Here is a 17,967-nt window from a genome sequence, read left to right as displayed (position 1 = left end):
GTGTGCCTGAAGGGTGCGTCGGCCCGGTGCACCGAGGCCGCGCGCCGGCCCGCCGAGGCTGTGGGCCGGGTCGGTGTGCCGAGGCGGTGCGTCGGTTTCCGGTGGGGCCGGGGCGTGTGCTGGGCCCGCGTGCCGGTGGGGGCGGGGCGTGTGCTGGGCCCGCGTTCCGGAGGGGGCGCGGGCCACAATGGAGGGCGTGACTGACTCCGGCCTTGCCGCCCTGCCCGCCTCCGACCGCCCCGACGCCGCCGCCCGGCTGCGCACCGCCCTGCTGGGCGCCTCCTTCACCGCCGACGGGCTCCTGGAACTGCTCGGCGCGCCCGCGTACGCGGCGCTGGCCCGCAGCGAGACGGTGCCCGCGCTCCGGGCGACCCGCGGGGACGCACCGCTGGAGACCCTCGTCCGGCTGTTCCTGCTGCAGCAGCCCGTGCCGCACGCGCGCGTGGCGGACTTCCTGCCCGTCGACGGCCTCCTGGAGAGCGGCTGGCTGACCCGCGCGGGCGGCGACGAGGTCGCGGCCACCGTGGACGTACGGCCGTACGGAGGTCCGGACGGCGAGGACTGGTTCATCGTGTCCGACCTCGGGTGTGCCGTCGGCGGCGCCGGAGGCATCGGCCAGCGGCACGAGGGGGTCGTACTCGGGGTCGGCGGCGCCTCCACGACCCTCGCCGGCATCACCGTCCGCACGCCCGTCTCCGCCGCCCTCGACCTCGGCACCGGCTCCGGGATCCAGGCGCTGCACGCCGCCCAGCACGCCACGCGCGTGACGGCGACCGACCTCAACCCGCGCGCGCTGCACATCACCGCACTCACCCTGGCGCTCTCCGGAGCCCCGGCGGCCGACCTCCGCGAGGGCTCGCTGTTCGAACCGGTCAGGGACGAGGAGACGTACGACCTCATCGTGTCCAACCCGCCGTTCGTGATCTCGCCCGGTGCCCGACTCACCTACAGGGACGGCGGGATGAGCGGGGACGATCTGTGCCGCTCGCTCGTTCAACAGGCCGGGGAGCGGCTGAACGAGGGCGGGTTCGCGCAGTTCCTCGCCAACTGGCAGCACGTGGCAGGGGAGGACTGGCAGGACAGGGTCAGGTCGTGGGTGCCGCGCGGGTGCGACGCGTGGATCGTGCAGCGCGAGGTACAGGACGTCAATCAGTACGCCGAGTTGTGGCTCAGGGACTCCGGCGACCACCGCGGGGACCCGGTGGAGTACCAGGCGCGGTACGACGCGTGGCTCGACGAGTTCGAGGCGCGCAAGGTGAAGGGGGTGGGGTTCGGCTGGATCACGCTGCGGAGGACGGGCGCCGCCGTGCCCTCGGTCACCGTGGAGGAGTGGCCGCATTCGATCGAACAGCCGCTCGGCGACACGATCCACGCGCACTTCGACCGGCTCGACTACCTCCGTGAGCACGACGACGCGGATCTCCTCGAAGGCCACTTCAAGCTCGCCGTCGAAGTGGTCCAGGAGCAGGTCGGCCTGCCCGGCGCCGAGGACCCGGAGCACGTGGTGCTGCGCCAGCACCGCGGGATGCGCCGCGCGACCAAGGTGGACACGGTGGGCGCCGGGTTCGCAGGAGTGTGCGACGGCACGCTGAGCGCGGGGCGGATTCTCGACGCCATCGCCCAACTGATGGGCGAGGACCCGGTCTTGCTGCGCGACCGCACGCCCGCCCAGATCAGGCTGCTGGTGGAGCAGGGCTTCCTGGAGCCGGCGAGCTGACGGACCGGCAGGGCGTGCCGACGGCATCGGCGGGGCGTGCCGACGGAGTGCGCTGCGCGTGCGGCTGGACACGTGGCTCCGCGTGCGGCCGGCCGGACTCGGCGGGTGGCTCCGTATACGGCTGCCGCGCGCCCGGTGGACCCGCGGAACACGCCGGAAAATGAAAAAGGCCGGAAAAATGTGGCCGGAACGTTCGCCCCGTAGTCCGTCGATCGCATGTTCGAAGATGTTGGGGCGCCTCGTTCACCTCGATTTCGCCCGTCGGCCTCCCGCCCGCCGTCCGTGCGTGCCAGTCTCCGGGCGCTGGGCACTCGCGGACGGCAGGGAAGGGGCGCGCGGGCCATGGAGAGCGGACCGGCGATCTTCGCGGGGGCGGTGTTCGCCCTGTTCGGAGGCGCACTGCTGGTGTGGACCGGCACCCGGGTCCGGCGCGGTGAACCCGTCGCCCAGGGTGTGAGTCAGGTCGCATCGGTGACCCTCGCGAGCCTCGCCGCGGTGGTGTCGCTGGGCCTCGGGGCGTACTGCCTGACCCGCCTCTGAGCGCTCGGCTCCGGTAATTGGAGCGTCACGCTCCGGACAGGGCCGGGAGGGCGACCGGGGACTCCGGGCGGCAGGAATGGCGGTAGTCGGGTTACCGTTCGAGTGGCCGTTGTGGGCTTTTCCCGTTTGACACGGGGGCGGGATGTACCGTCACACTCCGCAGCGTCACCAAGTGAGCGGGTATCCGTGCCCGTGCCACGACCCCGGGAGCAAGGCCTGGGGAGGCCCCAGCGTCGACCGGAGAGAAGAGCGAAGTTGTCCCCGACCAGCGAGACCGCACAGGGCGGCCGCCGACTCGTCATCGTCGAGTCGCCTGCCAAGGCGAAGACGATCAAGGGCTATCTGGGCCCCGGATACGTCGTCGAAGCGAGCGTCGGGCACATCCGTGACCTTCCCAACGGCGCCGCCGAGGTGCCCGAGCAGTACACCGGCGAGGTCCGGCGCCTCGGGGTGGACGTCGAACACGACTTCCAGCCCATCTATGTGATCAACGCCGACAAAAGGGCGCAGGTCAAGAAGCTCAAGGACCTGCTGAAGGACTCCGACGAGCTCTTCCTCGCCACCGATGAGGACCGCGAGGGCGAGGCGATCGCCTGGCACCTCCAGGAGGTCCTCAAGCCGAAGATCCCCGTCAAGCGGATGGTCTTCCACGAGATCACCAAGGACGCGATCCGCGAGGCCGTCGCCAACCCGCGCGACCTCAACCAGAAGCTCGTCGACGCCCAGGAGACCCGCCGTATCCTCGACCGTCTCTACGGCTACGAGGTCTCGCCGGTCCTCTGGAAGAAGGTCATGCCGCGCCTGTCGGCAGGCCGCGTCCAGTCCGTCGCGACCCGGCTCGTGGTCGAGCGGGAGCGTGAGCGCATCGCGTTCCGCTCCGCCGACTACTGGGACCTGACGGGCACCTTCGCGACCGGCCGCGCGGGCGACTCGTCCGACCCGTCGTCCCTGGTCGCCCGCCTGCAGGCCGTCGACGGCAGGCGCGTCGCCCAGGGCCGCGACTTCGACTCGCTCGGACAGCTCAAGAGCGCGAACACCCTCCACCTCGACGAGGCCAACGCCCGCGCCCTGGCCGCCGCCCTGGAGAACACCCGGTTCGCGGTCCGCTCGGTCGAGTCCAAGCCGTACCGCCGCTCGCCGTACGCCCCGTTCCGTACGACGACGCTGCAGCAGGAGGCGAGCCGCAAGCTCGGCTTCGGCGCGAAGGCCACCATGCAGGTGGCCCAGAAGCTGTACGAGAACGGCTACATCACCTACATGCGTACGGACTCGACGACGCTGAGCGACACGGCCATCGCGGCCGCCCGCGCCCAGGTCACGCAGCTGTACGGCGCCGACTACCTGCCCTCGGCCCCGCGGACGTACGCCGCGAAGGTCAAGAACGCCCAGGAGGCGCACGAGGCGATCCGCCCCTCGGGCGATCGTTTCCGCACGCCCGCGGAGACCGGCCTGACCGGCGACCAGTTCAAGCTCTACGAGCTGATCTGGAAGCGGACCGTCGCCTCCCAGATGAAGGACGCGACCGGCAACAGCGTCACCGTGAAGATCGCCGGCACCGCCGCCGACGGCCGGGACGTCGAGTTCAGCGCCTCCGGCAAGACGATCACCTTCCACGGCTTCCTCAAGGCCTACGTCGAGGGCGCCGACGACCCGAACGCCGAGCTGGACGACCGCGAGCGCCGGCTGCCCCAGGTCAGCGAGGGCGACGCGCTGTCCGCCGAGGAGATCACGGTCGACGGGCACTCCACCAAGCCCCCGGCCCGCTACACCGAGGCCTCGCTGGTCAAGGAGCTGGAAGAGCGCGAGATCGGCCGCCCGTCGACGTACGCGTCGATCATCGGCACGATCCTCGACCGCGGTTACGTCTTCAAGAAGGGGACGGCCCTGGTGCCCTCCTTCCTGAGCTTCGCCGTGGTCAACCTCCTGGAGAAGCACTTCGGCCGGCTGGTCGACTACGACTTCACCGCCCGGATGGAGGACGACCTCGACCGCATCGCCGCGGGCCAGGCCAAGGCCGTGCCGTGGCTGAAGCGCTTCTACTTCGGCGAGGGCGAGGGCACCGCCACGGGCGGCGCCGCCGACGCGGGCAACGGCGACGGGGACCACCTCGGCGGCCTCAAGGAACTGGTGACCGACCTGGGCGCGATCGACGCGCGCGAGGTGTCCTCGTTCCCGGTGGGCAACGACATCGTGCTCCGGGTCGGCCGCTACGGCCCCTACGTCGAGCGCGGCGAGAAGGACTCCGAGGGCCACCAGCGCGCGGACGTGCCGGAGGACCTGGCCCCCGACGAGCTGTCCGTCGAGCTCGCGGAGGAACTGCTCGCCAAGCCGAGCGGCGACTTCGAACTGGGCGCCGACCCGCAGACGGGCCACCAGATCATCGCCCGGGACGGCCGCTACGGCCCCTACGTCACCGAGGTGCTCCCCGAGGGCACCCCGAAGACCGGCAAGAACGCGGTCAAGCCGCGCACCGCCTCGCTCTTCAAGACCATGTCCCTGGACACGGTCACCCTGGCGGACGCGCTCCAGCTGATGTCGCTGCCGCGGGTCGTCGGCGCCGACGCCGAGGGCCAGGAGATCACCGCGCAGAACGGGCGCTACGGGCCGTACCTGAAGAAGGGCACGGACTCGCGTTCGCTCACCTCCGAGGACCAGCTCTTCACGATCACCCTCGAAGAGGCGCTGCAGATCTACTCCCAGCCCAAGCAGCGCGGCCGGGCCGCCGCCAAGCCGCCGCTGAAGGAGCTGGGCACCGACCCGGTCAGCGAGAAGCCGGTCGTGGTGAAGGACGGCCGCTTCGGGCCGTACGTCACCGACGGGGAGACCAACGCGACCCTGCGCTCCGGCGACAGCGTCGAGGAGATCACCCCGGAGCGCGGTTACGAGCTGCTCGCCGAGAAGCGGGCGAAGGCGCCGGTCAAGAAGACGGCGGCGAAGAAGACGGCCGCGAAGAAGGCCGCGCCGGCGAAGAAGACGGCCGCGGCCAAGAAGACCGCCGCCAAGAAGACGACCACGGCCGCGAAGAAGACGACCGCCGCGAAGAAGACGGTCGCCAAGAAGGCGACGGCCACCAAGTCGGCCACGGAGGACTGAGCCGACCCCAGGGTCGCATACCGGCCGTACCGGTCCGCACCGTTTCTTGGCGGTTGGTACCGGTATGAACCGGACGCGTCGGCTTCGCAATGCGAACACCCCGGCATCAACTTGGTGTCGGGGTGTGCGTACCTGTGGACGGTCGCGCCGGGCTGTCGGCGGCTGCCGATAGGCTGAAAGCATGACGCGAGCCGAGCAGCCAACGGCCCCCCAGACAGACCCGGACGACGCGCTGGTAGCGGATTCCCGCGAACGCGCCGTCCGCTCCCTGCTGCGCCGACCCGAGCTGAGGCGTTTGTGGAGCGCCCAGCTCGTGAGCGGTGTGGGCGACAGCCTGGCACTCCTGGTGCTGGTGGTGCTCACGCTCCAGGCGGCGATCGCCCAGGGATCGTTCGGCGGCGGCTACCGAGGTGTGGCGTTCGCGGTGGCGATCGTCTTCGGGGTACGGATTCTGGCCACCCTGCTCTTCGGCGCGGTCCTGCTGGGCCCGCTCACCACGCTCACCGCGCAGGACGGCCCGCTCGACCGCCGCTGGACCATGGTCGGCGCCGACGGCCTGCGCGCCGTCCTGCTGATCATCGCGCCCCTGTGGATCGACTGGACACCGCAGAACGCGCCGACCCTCCTCCTGGTCACGGCCTTCGTCATAGGCGTCACCGAGCGCCTGTGGACCGTCTGCCGGGAGAGCGCGGCCCCCGCGCTGCTGCCCGCCCCGCCCCCGGAGGGCGCGACGGTACGACCGCTGCCCGACCACCTGGACGCCCTGCGCCGCCTCTCGCTGCGGACGACGTTCCTCGCGATCCCGCTCGCGGCCGCCGCACTGGTCGTCGCCTCGCTGGTCAACAACCTGCTGGGCACCGGCATCGCCTGGTTCGCCCAGCACCAGGCGGCCCTCGCGTCGTACGTGGCGGCGGGCCTGTTCGCCGCGTCCCTCTCCGTGCTGGTCTACCTGGAGGTGCCCGGCACGCGCACCCCCCGCGCGCGCTCCCCGCTGGAAGGCCTGCGCCGCCCCAAGACCGGCACCGGCACCGACACGGGCCGCACCGGCGCCATCCCGCTGCTGGTGCTGGCCTGCGCCGCCGTCGCCGGGGCGATCTCCGCCGCCGTCGCCGTCTCCGTGCTGCACGCCAGGGACCTGCACGGCGGCCCGGTCCTGTACGGCCTCTTCGTGCTCGGCCTGACCGGCGGGGTCGCCGTCGGCATCCGCACCGCGCCCGCCCTGCTGCCGACGCTCTCGCGCCGCCGGATGCTGTCGCTGGCGATCGCCTTCACCGGCATCGCCCTGCTGGCCGCGGGCCTGGTCCCGGACGTCACCTCTGTGCTGCTGATCGTCACGCTGGCCGGCATCGGCGCGGGCGTCGCCGCCAACACCGGGCACACCCTGCTCGACCAGGAGACCGAGGACTACCGCCGGGCGCGCACGACCGAGCACCTGCACGCGGTGGTCCGCGTCGCCATAGCGCTCGGCGCGCTGATCGCGCCCCTGGTGGCCGCGCTGATCGGGCCGCACCGGCTGGAGAACGGCAAGTTCGTGTTCGCGCACGGCGGCGCCGCGTTCACCCTGATGCTGGTCGGTGCGCTGCTGCTGCCGGTCGCCGTGCTGGTCCTGGCCAAGCTCGACGACCGCGCGGGCGTACCGCTCCGCCACGACCTGCGGGACGCGCTGCTCGGCGGCGACGACCCGGCCCAGGCGCTCGCGGGCAACGGTTTCTTCATCGCCCTGGAGGGCGGCGACGGCGCCGGCAAGTCCACCCAGGCCGAGGCCCTCGCCGAGTGGATCCGCGCCAAGGGCCACGAGGTCGTGCTCACCCGGGAGCCGGGTGCCACGCCGGTCGGCAAGCGGCTGCGCTCGATCCTCCTGGACGTGTCGTCCGCCGGTCTGTCGCACCGCGCGGAGGCGCTGCTGTACGCCGCCGACCGCGCGGAACACGTCGACACCGTCGTCCGGCCCGCCCTGGAGCGCGGCGCGATCGTCATCTCCGACCGCTACATCGACTCCTCCGTCGCCTACCAGGGCGCGGGCCGCGACCTGTCCCCGACCGAGGTCGCCCGTATCAACCGCTGGGCCACCAACGGGCTGGTCCCGCACCTGACCGTCCTGCTGGACGTGGTGCCGGAGATCGCCCGCGAGCGGTTCACCGAGGCCCCCGACCGGCTGGAGTCCGAGCCCGCCGAGTTCCACGCGCGCGTGCGGGCCGGATTCCTGACGCTGGCCGCCTCCGACCCCGGCCGCTACCTGGTGGTCGACGCCGGCCAGGAGCCCGAGGCCGTGACCACGGTCATCCGGGCCCGCCTCGACACCGTGCTGCCGCTCTCCGAGGCCGAGATCAAGGCCGCCGAGGAGGCGCGCAAGAAGGCCGAGGAGGAGGCCCGCCGCAAGGCCGAGGAAGAGGCCGCGCGCAAGGCCGAGGAGGAGCGCCTGGAGCGCGAGCGCCAGGAACAGCTCGCCAAGCTGCGCGCCGAGGAGGAGGAGCGTAAGCGCCGCGAGCTGGAGGAGGCGCAGCGCCGCGAGGCCGAACGGCAGGCGGAGGAGGCCCGGCAGCGGGCCGAGGAGGCGCGCAAGCGGGCCGAGGAGGAGCAGGCTCGGCTGCTCGCCGAGGAGAAGGCCCGCGCGGAGGCGGAAGCCCGCCGCAAGGCCGAGGAGGAGGAGCGCCGCAAGCGGGCCGAGGAGGAGGCCCGGCTGCGTGCCGAGGCCGAGGAACGACGCCTGGAGAAGCAGCGCAAGGCCGAGGAGGCCCTGCTCAAGGCCGAGCAGGCGCGGCGCGCGGCGGCGGAGGCGGCGGCAGCGGCCGACGTGGCCGCCCGCGAGTCGGCCACGCCCCAGCCGACGGCGCCCGGTGTCACGCCGGAGGCGGTGACCGTGCCGACGCCGGTGGTGAAGCCCGACGAGAAGCCTCCGGCGGCTTCGGGCGCGGTGGACGAGACGACGGTGCTCCGTCCGGTGCGTACGGACAAGGCGCCCGCGGCCGAACAGTCCGAGTCCGAGGCGACGGCGGAGCTGCCGCAGCCGCCGGTGCCGCGTGCGGTCGACGAGACGGCGGTGCTGCGACCTGTGGTGCCGGGCGCGGCGGACGAGACGGCCGTGCTGCCGCCGGTGCCGTCCGGCGCGGCCGACGAGACCGCCGTACTGCCTCCCGTGTCCGGTGATACCGCGGCGGACCGGATGCCGTCCGGTTTCTTCCGGGACGAGCGGCCGGGTGGGAACCCCGACGGTTCCGAGGACCGCACGCGCGAGATGCCGCAGGTCGACGCCGAGGGCACGGCCCGGCGACAGCGCCCCCGGCCCGACTGGGCCGAGGAGACACCGCTGGACGACCTGCCGTCGCTGGCGGACGAACTGCTGGGGTCGTACGAGGAGCCGGGCCACGACGACGAGCGGGGCCGCCGGGGTCGCGGGCGGCGCGGCTGAGAGTGTGCGCGCGGGGGGCGGTGCGGGCCGGGTTCCGGCCGGTGCCGCCCCCGTCGTCACTCACACAGAACCCGGTGTCCGCGGGCAGAACCCGGTGTCCGCGGGCCCTGTCGGTTGTCCGCGGACCGCGTTGTCAGTGGGCGCCCGCACAATGGATTGCGGAGAGTACGCGGATGGAACGCGGATCGGGACGTTGGACGAAAGGGCGGCGTGACCCATGACCGTATGGGACGACCTCGTCGGGCAGGAGCGGGTGAGTGAGGTGCTCACCGCCGCCGCCCGGGACGCCGACGCCCTCGTCACCGCCGCCGCGGCCGACCGGCCGCTGCCGGAGACGTCGAAGATGACGCACGCCTGGCTGTTCACCGGTCCGCCCGGCGCCGGGCGGAACCAGACGGCGCGGGCCTTCGCCGCCGCCCTCCAGTGCGTGAGCCCCGACCGCGCCCTCGGTGGAGCCCCCGGCTGCGGCTTCTGCGACGGCTGCCACACCTCGATGGTCGGCACCCACGCGGATGTCACCACGGTCGCCGCCGTCGGCGCCGAGATCCTGGTCAAGGACATGCGTGACACGGTCCGCAAGTCCTACACGTCCCCGGCGAACGGCCGCTGGCAGATCATCCTTGTCGAGGACGCCGAGCGGCTGAACGAGAAGTCGGCCAACGCCGTCCTCAAGGCCGTCGAGGAACCCGCCCCCCGTACGGTCTGGCTGCTGTGCGCGCCCTCGCTGGAGGACGTGCTGCCCACGATCCGCTCCCGCTGCCGCCACCTGAACCTGCGCACGCCCTCGGTGGCGGCCGTCGCCGACATGCTCGTCCGGCGCGAGGGCATCGCGCCCGAGGTGGCCGCGGCCGCCGCCCGCGCCACCCAGGGGCATGTCGACCGGGCCCGCCGGCTGGCCACCGACCCGGCCGCCCGTGAGCGCCGCGCGGCCGTACTGAAGCTGCCGCTGCGGCTGGACGAGGTCGGCGCGTGCCTGAAGGCCGCCCAGGAACTGGTCGACGCGGCGGCGGAGGACGCCAAGCAGCTCGCCGAGGAGATGGACGGCAAGGAGACCGAGGAGCTGAAGGCGGCGCTCGGCGCGGTCCAGGGCGGGCGGATGCCGCGCGGCACGGCAGGCGTGATGAAGGACCTGGAGGACATGCAGAAGCGCCGCAGGACCAGGACCCAGCGGGACAGCCTCGACGTCGCCCTCACCGATCTCACCGGCTTCTACCGCGACGTCCTCGCCCTCCAGCTCGGCTCCCGCACGGCGATCGCCAACGCGGACGCCGAGGACACCCTGGAGCGGCTGGCCCGCGCGGGCTCGCCGGAGTCCACGCTGCGCCGGATCGAGGCGATCGCCGCCTGCCGGGAGGCCCTGGACCGCAATGTGGCGCCGCTGCTGGCGGTGGAGGCGATGACGATGGCACTCAGATCGGGCTGAGGGACGCCGGGCCGGGAACCGATGGTGCACGTCATTGACCGGGGTCACCCGTACGAGCCACAGTCAATACGCACAGCACGGAGATCATCTCTCGGCGTTACGCTCGATTGATGCACATCAGGCGAATCCCCCGCCAGACCCGGACTCGGCCCCGGACCCGCACCCGGACCATGGCGGCCGCCCTGCTCTCGGCCGCCGCCCTCCTCGCGTCCGCGTGCTCCTCCTCGGGAAGCGCGTCGACGTCCGCCTCGGCCGGCACCGTCCAGCTGGCCGCGCTGCCCCGCTCGACGCCGTCCGCACTGGCGTCGTACTACGACCAGAAGCTCACCTGGCGCAACTGCGGTGTCCCCGGTTTCCAGTGCGCGACCATGAAGGCCCCGCTCGACTACGCCAAGCCCGGCGCGGGCGAGGTCCGGCTGGCGGTCGCCCGGAAGAAGGCGACCGGCAAGGCGAAGCCGCTCGGCTCGCTGCTGGTCAACCCGGGCGGTCCGGGCGGCTCGGCGGTGGACTACCTCCAGCAGTACGCCGGTATCGGCTACCCCGCCGAGGTGCGGGAGCGCTACGACATGGTCGCGGTGGACCCGCGCGGGGTCGCCCGCAGCGAGCCCGTCGAGTGCCTGAACGGCCGCCAGATGGACGCGTTCACCGAGACCGACGTGACGCCCGACGACCAGAAGGAGACGGCCGCGCTGGTCGGGGCGTACAAGAAGTTCGCGGAGGCCTGCGGGAGGCACTCGGCGCAGCTGCTGCGCCATGTGTCGACCGTCGATTCGGCACGGGACATGGACATCCTGCGGGCGGTGCTCGGCGACCAGAAGCTGAACTATGTGGGGGCGTCGTACGGCACGTTCCTCGGCGCGACCTACGCGGGGCTGTACCCGGACCGGGTCGGAAGGATGGTCCTGGACGGCGCGATGGACCCCTCCCTCTCCGCGCGTCAGCTGAACCTGGAACAGACGGCGGGGTTCGAGACGGCGTTCCAGTCCTTCGCGAAGGACTGCGCGAAGCGCACCGACTGCCCGCTCGGTGCGAAGGGCAGCACGCCTGCGGAGATCGCCGACAACCTCAGGACGTTCTTCCTCAAGCTCGACGCGCACCCCCTGCCGACCGGCGACGCGGACGGCCGCAAGCTCACCGAGTCCCTCGGCACGACCGGTGTGATCGCGGCGATGTACGACCAGGCGGAGTGGCAACAGCTGCGGGACGCGCTGCACGCGGCGACGACGGAGAACGACGGCGCCGGCCTGCTCGCCCTCTCGGACAGCTACTACGAACGCGACCCCGACGGCCGCTACTCGAACCTGATGTCCGCCAACGCGGCGGTGAACTGTCTGGACCTGCCGCCCGCCTTCACCAGCCCCGAGCAGGTCGAGAAGGCGCTGCCCGAGTTCGAGAAGGCGTCCCCGGTGTTCGGCCCGAACCTGGCGTGGGCCTCGCTGAACTGCGCGTACTGGCCGGTGAAGGCGACGGGTGAGCCGCACCGCATCGAGGCGAAGGGCGCCGCCCCGATCGTCGTGGTCGGCACCACCCGGGACCCGGCGACCCCCTATCGCTGGGCCCAGTCCCTGGCCCGCCAGCTCACCTCGGGCCGCCTCCTCACATACGTCGGCGACGGCCACACCGCGTACGGCCGGGGCAGCGCCTGTATCGACTCGGCGATCGACACATACCTCCTCCACGGCACCCCGCCGGCGAAGGGAAAGCGCTGCTCATAGCCCTGCCCACGCCCCGGAAGCCCTGCCTCCGGGGCGTGGTCGGAGCACCTCCGGAAACTGTGTAGACTTACCGACGTCGCTGATCGCACCATAGTGCGGACGACACGCCGCCTTAGCTCAGATGGCCAGAGCAACGCACTCGTAATGCGTAGGTCTCGGGTTCGAATCCCGAAGGCGGCTCAAGAAAACCCCAGGTCAGATAGTCTCTGACCTGGGGTTTCTTCATTTCAAGATCTAAAAGTGGTGTAGACCTGTTTGGTCTCCTGGCTCATGCGTGGGCCAAGGGGAACGCTGGGGGAACATCGGGTCAGGAGGGGCCATCGCCTGGCGTATCAGCTTCGCTTGGGTCGTCTCCTGCCTCGTCCTCCGCCACGTCGTCCGGCTCCTCTTCCCGTTCCTCCTGGGACGGTTCAACGGGCTTGGGCAGGACCCTCTTGCGCTGCCGGGGGACGACCGCCACGGTTGCCGCCGCGGCTTCCCGCTCGACCTCTTCGAGCACGCTCGTGTAGATGTCGGCGGCGACCCGGATCGAGGAGTGCCCGAGCCGTCGCTGGACGGCGACCATGGCCACGCCCGCTCGGAGTGACAGCGTCGCCGAGCCGTGCCGGAGGTCGTGGAGCCGGACGGGCGGCAGGTCTTCCTTCTGGTACAGACGCTCGAACCGCTTCGTGAAGTAGTCGGGGTGGTAGACCTTGCCGTTCTCTTGGGTGAAGACCCGGCCGCTATCGGTCCAGGGGGTCTTGGTGTCGGCCCACTCCGTTTTCTCGGTCTGCTGGCTCTCCCGCCACCATTTCAGGAGGGCCAAGGTGTCGGCGTCCACAGCGATGTCCCGAATGCGATCGGACTTCGGTGTGTCCTCATGGGGCTCGTAGGCCACGGCGACGATCTCTTCGGTGATATGGATTACCCCGGAGTCGAGGTCGACTTCCGACCATGGCAGCGCGCAGGCCTCGCCACGGCGCAGGCCATGAAAAGCGATCAGATGCCAGAGCGGGTAGAGCCGGTCGTAGACAACAGCGTCGAGAAATCTGCCCGTCTGCTCAGGGGTCCACACCATGACGGGACTGGGCCTCTTGCCGGTCTTCCGCCAGGCCGCCACGCGGCTCGCTGTCCAGACGAGTGCCTTGGGCTTGCGGACCCTGGGAGTACGCACCATGGCTGCCCAGTTGTCAGTGATCGCCCGCTGCATGCGGGCGTCCTCCAGAGCTGAGCTAAGACGTCATTTCATTTGGTGAGTCGGCGGTGACATATGAGGGTCGCGGCGATGGCGGTGAAGGCGAGGAAGTGTTCCGGCTTGCGCTCGTAGCGGCGGTGGAGGCGTCGGCAACCTGACAACCAGGACACGGTCCGTTCCACGACCCAGCGGTGTCGGCCCAGGCGTCGGGATGACTCGACGCCCTTACGGGCGAGACGGTGCCGGATGCCGCGGGAAGCGAGCCATCGCCGCAGGTAGCGGTAGTCGTAGCCTTTGTCGCCATGCAGCTTGCCGGGCCGCCGGCGTCGCGGGCCGCGACGGGAACGGATGGGTGGAATGCCGCGGACCAGCGGGATGAGGGCCTGGCTGTCGTGGAGGTTGGCGGCGGAGATGCCGACCGACAGGGGCAGGCCCTGGCGGTCCACGATGAGGTGGATTTTCGATCCCTTCTTGCCGCGGTCGGTCGGATTCGGTCCTGTCAGCTGCCCCCTTTGAGGGCCCGGACGCTGACGGAGTCGATCGCGCACCGCGACCAGTCGAGCTCGCCCCGGGCACCGAGTTCGTCCAGGACCAGGCGGTGGAGCTTGGCCCAGACCCTGGCCTCGGTCCACTCGGTGAACCGCCGGAAGGCGGTGACCCCCGACAGCCCGAAGCCCGGCGGGAGTTGGTTCCAGGTGCAGCCGGAAGTGGCCACGAAGACGATCGCGGCCAGCACCTCGCGATCTCCTCGGCGGCGGTGCCCTCCGCCCTGCGGGCGAACCGGTGCCGGCGGTACCACCCGCTGGAACAACGTCCACAGCTCTTCCGGCGCCATCCGCTCGACAAGCGCAGCAGTCATCATCCCAGACTGCCGCAAGATCACGCCAACTGAAATGACGTCTAAAGCGCCGGCTCGGCCTGGCCCCCGCCTGAAGACCAGGAAGCCGACTGGCGTTGTCCCCTGGCCGCTGATCCTGATCGAAGGAGAAGAAGGAGCCGGAAAGACGTATTCGGCCGCGCTGTTCTCAGCCAGCAAGAAGACCGGCCAGAACTACTGGATCGACCTGGACGAAGGGAGCGCCGACGAGTACGCGGCGATCCCCGGAGCCGACTATCTGATCATCGAACACGACGGTACCTACCGCGACATCCTGGAACAGATCGAGGCTGTTCACGCTGAGGCCCGCCGTGCTGCTCTGGCGGGCGAACCGCCCGTCGTGCTGACCATTGACTCCGGCTCCGCTCTGTGGCGGATGCTGACCAACTGGACGCATGAGCGGGCCCGTCGAACGACGAACAACCGCAAGAAGCTCCAGGAGGACCCCGACGCGGCGATCGATCCGGCGATCAACCTGTGGAACGACGCCAACGAGCGGTGGTCGCGTGTTCTGTGGCTGCTGCGCACCATGTCGGGCATCGCCATCGTCCTCGCCCGAGGTAAGCAGACTTCCGCGATCGACGACAACGGGAAGCCGATCCCGCACAAGACCGAATGGCGGGTCACTGGCCAGAAAGACCTGGGCTTCGACTCCACCGTGTGGGTACGGATGCGCCGCGACGAGGACCCGCGGATCATCAAGGCACGCTCACTGCGCCTGCGGGTGGAGAGCAACAAGCCGCTGCGCCTGCGTGACTTCTCCATCGAGGACCTTGTTTTCGAGCGTCTGGGCTGCTCACAGGACTCCCAGCCGCGGATCATGCCCGCCCTCATCGGCGACCGGGTTCAGTCCTGGCTGGACCGGGCCGGCGAAATGACGGACATCGACAAGCTCAAGAAGCTGTGGCACGACACCGTGGGGCCGGACAGCAACCTGGTCCGAGAGGAGGTGCTGACTGTTCGCGCGGCGATCGAGCGCCGGGCCACCGACCTGGAGAACCCGCAGAAGGAGATGGGCGACCGCACGCCGACCGACGCCGAGCGTCTTCGGGCAGCCGCCGAGCGCAAGGCAGCTGAAACCGCGAAGACCGAGGACACCGCGGAGGTGTCGGCGTGACGGTGCAACTCGCGGAATCACCGTCGATCTGGCGGGCCGCACACGACGCGGACAGCGCGAAGCCGCGCTCGCGGCAGACGCGGCTCGGCGCTTCTGACACCGTCTGCTCGCGGCGGGCGGCGTTCATCCTGGCTGGGACCGAGCGCACCGACCAGCCCGACGCGAAGGCCGCGATCCTCGGTACGTACATCCATGCCGGTCTGCTTGAGTCTGCCCGGACACAGTTCGGGTGGCTGGTCGAGCGCACCGTCGAGGGTGAGCATGTCCGAGGACACGTCGACGTGGTCCAGCTCGACGAGGCGACGGCGCGGCGCCTGCCGAAGAGGCTGAGGCCGAAGGTGCCTGCCGAGGTGGTCACGGTCGAGGACATCAAGACGAAGTCGACGCGCCGCTGGGACCACGTCCTGAGGTACGGGGCGACCGACGCCGAACTGAGGCAGGTCTACCTCTACGCGGGCATGCTCATGAGCCGGGTTCGCCGACGTCCGAGGACAGAAGGGGCTCGCTCGCATCGGCCCCATACCGGTCCAGCGCATTCGCTTCCGCTTCATCTGCCGTGACAACGGAGAAGAGTTCGTCCAGGAATTCGACGTCGACCCGATGCGTCTGTCAGCCGCAACGTGGTGGGTCGAACGGGTCCTGGAGGCCGGAGACCCTGAACGGCTCCAGCGCGACCACGACGGCCCAGGCTTGTCCGCGGTGTGCGACCACTGCTCGTGGGCTACGGCCTGTTGGGGGCAGGCGCCGCCTGGGGTGCCCGTGCAGTCGCTTCTCGTACGTGACGACGACGACCGGGCCAAGGCCCTGGCCGACTACGTCCGGGGCCAAGAGATGGAAGCGCCGGGCAAGCAGATGAAGAAGAAGGCCCGCGCCATGCTCGACCAGACCAGGGCCGGAGTCTACGGGGCGAACGAGCTTCGCTGGACGGGCCAGAATCCGGTAGAGGAGCCGGACGTCCAGGCCATGGTCGACCTGTACGAGACCAGCGATCTGACCGTGCCCATGGTTCCCGACAAGGACCGGATGGTAGCCACGCTGCGCGAGGCCGGCCTTGCTGTGCCGCTCCGTAAAACGGGCACGAAGACCGCGCGGTCCATCGATGTCCGGCCAGCCCGTACCTGACGCACGACCGGCACGCTCCGGGTGCCCGCGTATCCAGCGCGGTCATCCGGGCTGGGCCTGAGCTTTTCGAGGGGACACGTTGAGCATTCACCTGATGGTGGTGGCCGCGTATTTGCCGAAGTCGGTCGTGAACTCCACTCAGAAACTGGTGCTGATGAAGATCTGCGACTCGGCAGACGAGGAGACGCGGATTGCCAGACCCGGGCTGGAACGCATGATGGCGTGGTCCGGGGTGAACGAGAAGAGGGCCACCACGGTAGTCACCGAACTGGTGGAACTGGGCCTGGTCCAGCGGATCACGGTGGGTCGCGCCGGCCGGCGGGCTGAGTATTGCGTCTTCCCTCTGGGAGTCCCGCCCATCCCGACCACCGAGATGCTCGTCGAGCGACGGCGTGAGGCACGCGAAGGGCCGAAGAACGAGCGGCTGGCACGCCCCGGAGTGCGGCGGGCGAAGCCGGATGCGGCCGCCTGTACTCATGAGGACGTTGCGGCACGGAAGGCCGCCCGCGCCGACCTCGAAGGCGAAGCGGAGCCAGGGTTGCCCGAGGGGAACCCTGCTGGCGTCGACGACGGCGTGATTCTCCACCCCGACGACCACGATTCCCCAGGGGGACGCCGGTCGTGGATGGGGATGTCTGTCACAGCCTCGGCCTGAAGATCTTTCCCCGTGTCGGGTGGTCTGTTCGACCGATAGATCCTTTTTGCGAGTCGGTGGGGATCCCCTGGGGCATGCCGGTGCCGGGTTGAGGGTCCGGGCCTACTCGGAGTCGCTGGTGTCCCTTGACCAGCGAGCCGGGGGGCCTTGGGTCAAGGCCCCCCGATCGTGCATCAGATCCAACCTCACTGAGCAGGGTGAACCGTCAGAGCACGGCGCCCGTTGTGATGGCCGCATCCAACAGTTCCCAAGGAGGCCTCCGTGCCGAAATCTGCCGATCGGCTTCATGCGGACGCGTTGAACGCGCGGCGGCGAGGCGACGTGCCCAAAAGATATGATAAAGATCCTGTGACGTTGGCTGACGGGTCCACCGACAAGGCTCGCATCGGCAAGTTGCTGTCCAACTTCCGGAACTTGGGGCGGAAGACGCTGGAGCCGGGGCTGCGGGAGGCGCTCGCTCGGCACGGGCTGGAGCCCTACCACGACGGGGAGAAGTGGCGGCTTCCCCTCGCCAAGCCGACTCCGATCCGGTGGACTGATGAACAGTATGCGACCGGACTGAACGGGAGAACGAAGGGCGATCTGCCCAAAAGAGATGATAAGGATCCTGTGGCGTTGGCTGACGGGTCCACCGTCCCGGTTCCCACTGGCATGCTGCGGATCACCCTCCAGAGTCACGGGCGGGTGACGATGGAGCCGGTGCTGCGGGCGGCGTTCGCCCGGCACGGGCTGACGCCTTACCAAGACGCTGGCGGGAGGTGGTGGCTGCCGAAGGTGAAGGGTCGTTCTGCCGTGGGAGCGGCTGCGGGCGTGGTCCGTGACGCGATGCCCTCCGGTCCTGCTGGCTTCCCGCAGCCGTCCGGCCATGACCCGGACCGGGCTGGGCTGGACACGGACGTCTCCGCGGAGGACGTGGAGCTGTTCCTTCAACGCTCCCAGGCCGGGGATGTCGGGCTCGGGGACTGGGACCTCGGCCCGGCCGCCGGTGCCGTACCGTCCGGGCTGGACACGGACGTCTCCGCGGAGGACGTGCAGCTGTTCTTTCAACGCTCCCAGGCCGGGGATGTCGGGCTCGGGGACTGGGACCTCGGCCCGGCCGCCGATGCCGCCAGTGCCGTACCGTCC

13 protein-coding genes and 1 tRNA gene are annotated in these 17,967 nt (G+C 70.6%); 12 read left to right on the top strand and 2 right to left on the bottom strand.

The features are described from left to right. Positions 1-187: 187 nt before the first annotated feature. From AB0D85_RS42745 to AB0D85_RS42715, 7 genes are all read left to right on the top strand, one after another. Positions 188-1,717, top strand: a complete 1,530-nt coding sequence (locus AB0D85_RS42745) for a class I SAM-dependent methyltransferase (protein WP_362333408.1) — start codon at positions 188-190, stop codon at positions 1,715-1,717. Positions 1,718-2,059: 342 nt separating this feature from the next. Beyond that, a complete protein-coding gene (locus AB0D85_RS42740) occupies positions 2,060-2,257 on the top strand; it encodes a hypothetical protein (RefSeq protein ID WP_362333405.1) in 198 nt (65 codons plus the stop codon). 255 nt (positions 2,258-2,512) lie between these two features. After that, positions 2,513-5,350, top strand: a complete 2,838-nt coding sequence (gene topA, locus AB0D85_RS42735) for a type I DNA topoisomerase (protein ID WP_362333402.1) — start codon at positions 2,513-2,515, stop codon at positions 5,348-5,350. A 181-nt stretch (positions 5,351-5,531) separates the two neighbouring features. After that, positions 5,532-8,759 carry a dTMP kinase gene (gene tmk / locus AB0D85_RS42730; RefSeq protein ID WP_362333399.1) on the top strand — a complete coding sequence of 1,076 codons (3,228 nt, stop codon included), beginning with the start codon at positions 5,532-5,534 and terminating at the stop codon, positions 8,757-8,759. 217 nt (positions 8,760-8,976) lie between these two features. Beyond that, positions 8,977-10,182, top strand: a complete 1,206-nt coding sequence (locus AB0D85_RS42725; protein WP_362333396.1) for a DNA polymerase III subunit delta' — start codon at positions 8,977-8,979, stop codon at positions 10,180-10,182. 110 nt (positions 10,183-10,292) lie between these two features. Then, positions 10,293-11,897, top strand: a complete 1,605-nt coding sequence (locus tag AB0D85_RS42720; protein WP_362333392.1) for an alpha/beta hydrolase — start codon at positions 10,293-10,295, stop codon at positions 11,895-11,897. A 106-nt stretch (positions 11,898-12,003) separates the two neighbouring features. Then, positions 12,004-12,077 (top strand) — tRNA-Thr (locus tag AB0D85_RS42715). Between the two features lie 127 nt (positions 12,078-12,204). Here AB0D85_RS42715 and AB0D85_RS42710 read toward each other — a convergent pair. Together AB0D85_RS42710 and AB0D85_RS42705 are read right to left on the bottom strand one after the other, a co-directional pair. Beyond that, the gene (locus AB0D85_RS42710; protein ID WP_362333390.1) at positions 12,205-13,086 is read right to left on the bottom strand and encodes a site-specific integrase; all 882 of its coding nucleotides are present in this window, start codon (positions 13,084-13,086) and stop codon (positions 12,205-12,207) included. Between the two features lie 35 nt (positions 13,087-13,121). Beyond that, positions 13,122-13,870 (bottom strand): IS5 family transposase gene (locus tag AB0D85_RS42705; protein WP_362333387.1). Its coding sequence is split into 2 segments (ribosomal slippage): positions 13,122-13,573 and positions 13,573-13,870, totalling 750 coding nucleotides; the frame shifts between segments, so codons are not numbered across the junction. Between AB0D85_RS42705 and AB0D85_RS42700 the strand changes: the two genes are divergently transcribed. From AB0D85_RS42700 to AB0D85_RS42680, 5 genes are all read left to right on the top strand, one after another. Then, on the top strand, positions 13,779-15,065 hold the full coding sequence (locus tag AB0D85_RS42700; protein ID WP_362333384.1) for an AAA family ATPase: 1,287 nt from the start codon (positions 13,779-13,781) through the stop codon (positions 15,063-15,065). The genes AB0D85_RS42705 and AB0D85_RS42700 overlap by 92 nt on opposite strands. Continuing rightward, positions 15,062-15,625, top strand: a complete 564-nt coding sequence (locus tag AB0D85_RS42695) for a hypothetical protein (RefSeq protein WP_362333381.1) — start codon at positions 15,062-15,064, stop codon at positions 15,623-15,625. The genes AB0D85_RS42700 and AB0D85_RS42695 overlap by 4 nt, the downstream gene beginning before the upstream one ends. Positions 15,626-15,824: 199 nt before the next feature. Next, on the top strand, positions 15,825-16,187 hold the full coding sequence (locus AB0D85_RS42690; RefSeq protein WP_362333378.1) for a hypothetical protein: 363 nt from the start codon (positions 15,825-15,827) through the stop codon (positions 16,185-16,187). Positions 16,188-16,266: 79 nt separating this feature from the next. After that, positions 16,267-16,842 (top strand): helix-turn-helix domain-containing protein, encoded by a 576-nt coding sequence (locus AB0D85_RS42685; RefSeq protein ID WP_362333375.1) that lies wholly within the window; start codon positions 16,267-16,269, stop codon positions 16,840-16,842. 261 nt (positions 16,843-17,103) lie between these two features. Further along, positions 17,104-17,967, top strand: an 864-nt coding sequence (locus AB0D85_RS42680) for a hypothetical protein (RefSeq protein ID WP_362333372.1), incomplete at its 3' end; no start/stop codon positions are given.

The sequence above is a fragment of the Streptomyces sp. NPDC048277 genome (assembly GCF_040652235.1).
GTDB lineage: Bacteria > Actinomycetota > Actinomycetes > Streptomycetales > Streptomycetaceae > Streptomyces.
Note: the sequence above shows the minus strand (reverse complement) of the source record. Positions and strands in the feature narration are given on the sequence as shown.

What these genes read in the sequence shown, in the direction of transcription:
- AB0D85_RS42740 (WP_362333405.1), top strand. Translation starts at nt 2,060, where the DNA reads ATGGAGAGCGGACCGGCGATCTTCGCGGGGGCGGTGTTCGCCCTGTTC.
- AB0D85_RS42725 (WP_362333396.1), top strand. Translation starts at nt 8,977, where the DNA reads ATGACCGTATGGGACGACCTCGTCGGGCAGGAGCGGGTGAGTGAGGTG.
- AB0D85_RS42745 (WP_362333408.1), top strand. Translation starts at nt 188, where the DNA reads ATGGAGGGCGTGACTGACTCCGGCCTTGCCGCCCTGCCCGCCTCCGAC.
- AB0D85_RS42720 (WP_362333392.1), top strand. Translation starts at nt 10,293, where the DNA reads ATGCACATCAGGCGAATCCCCCGCCAGACCCGGACTCGGCCCCGGACC.
- tmk (WP_362333399.1), top strand. Translation starts at nt 5,532, where the DNA reads ATGACGCGAGCCGAGCAGCCAACGGCCCCCCAGACAGACCCGGACGAC.
- AB0D85_RS42710 (WP_362333390.1), bottom strand. Translation starts at nt 13,086, where the DNA reads ATGCAGCGGGCGATCACTGACAACTGGGCAGCCATGGTGCGTACTCCC.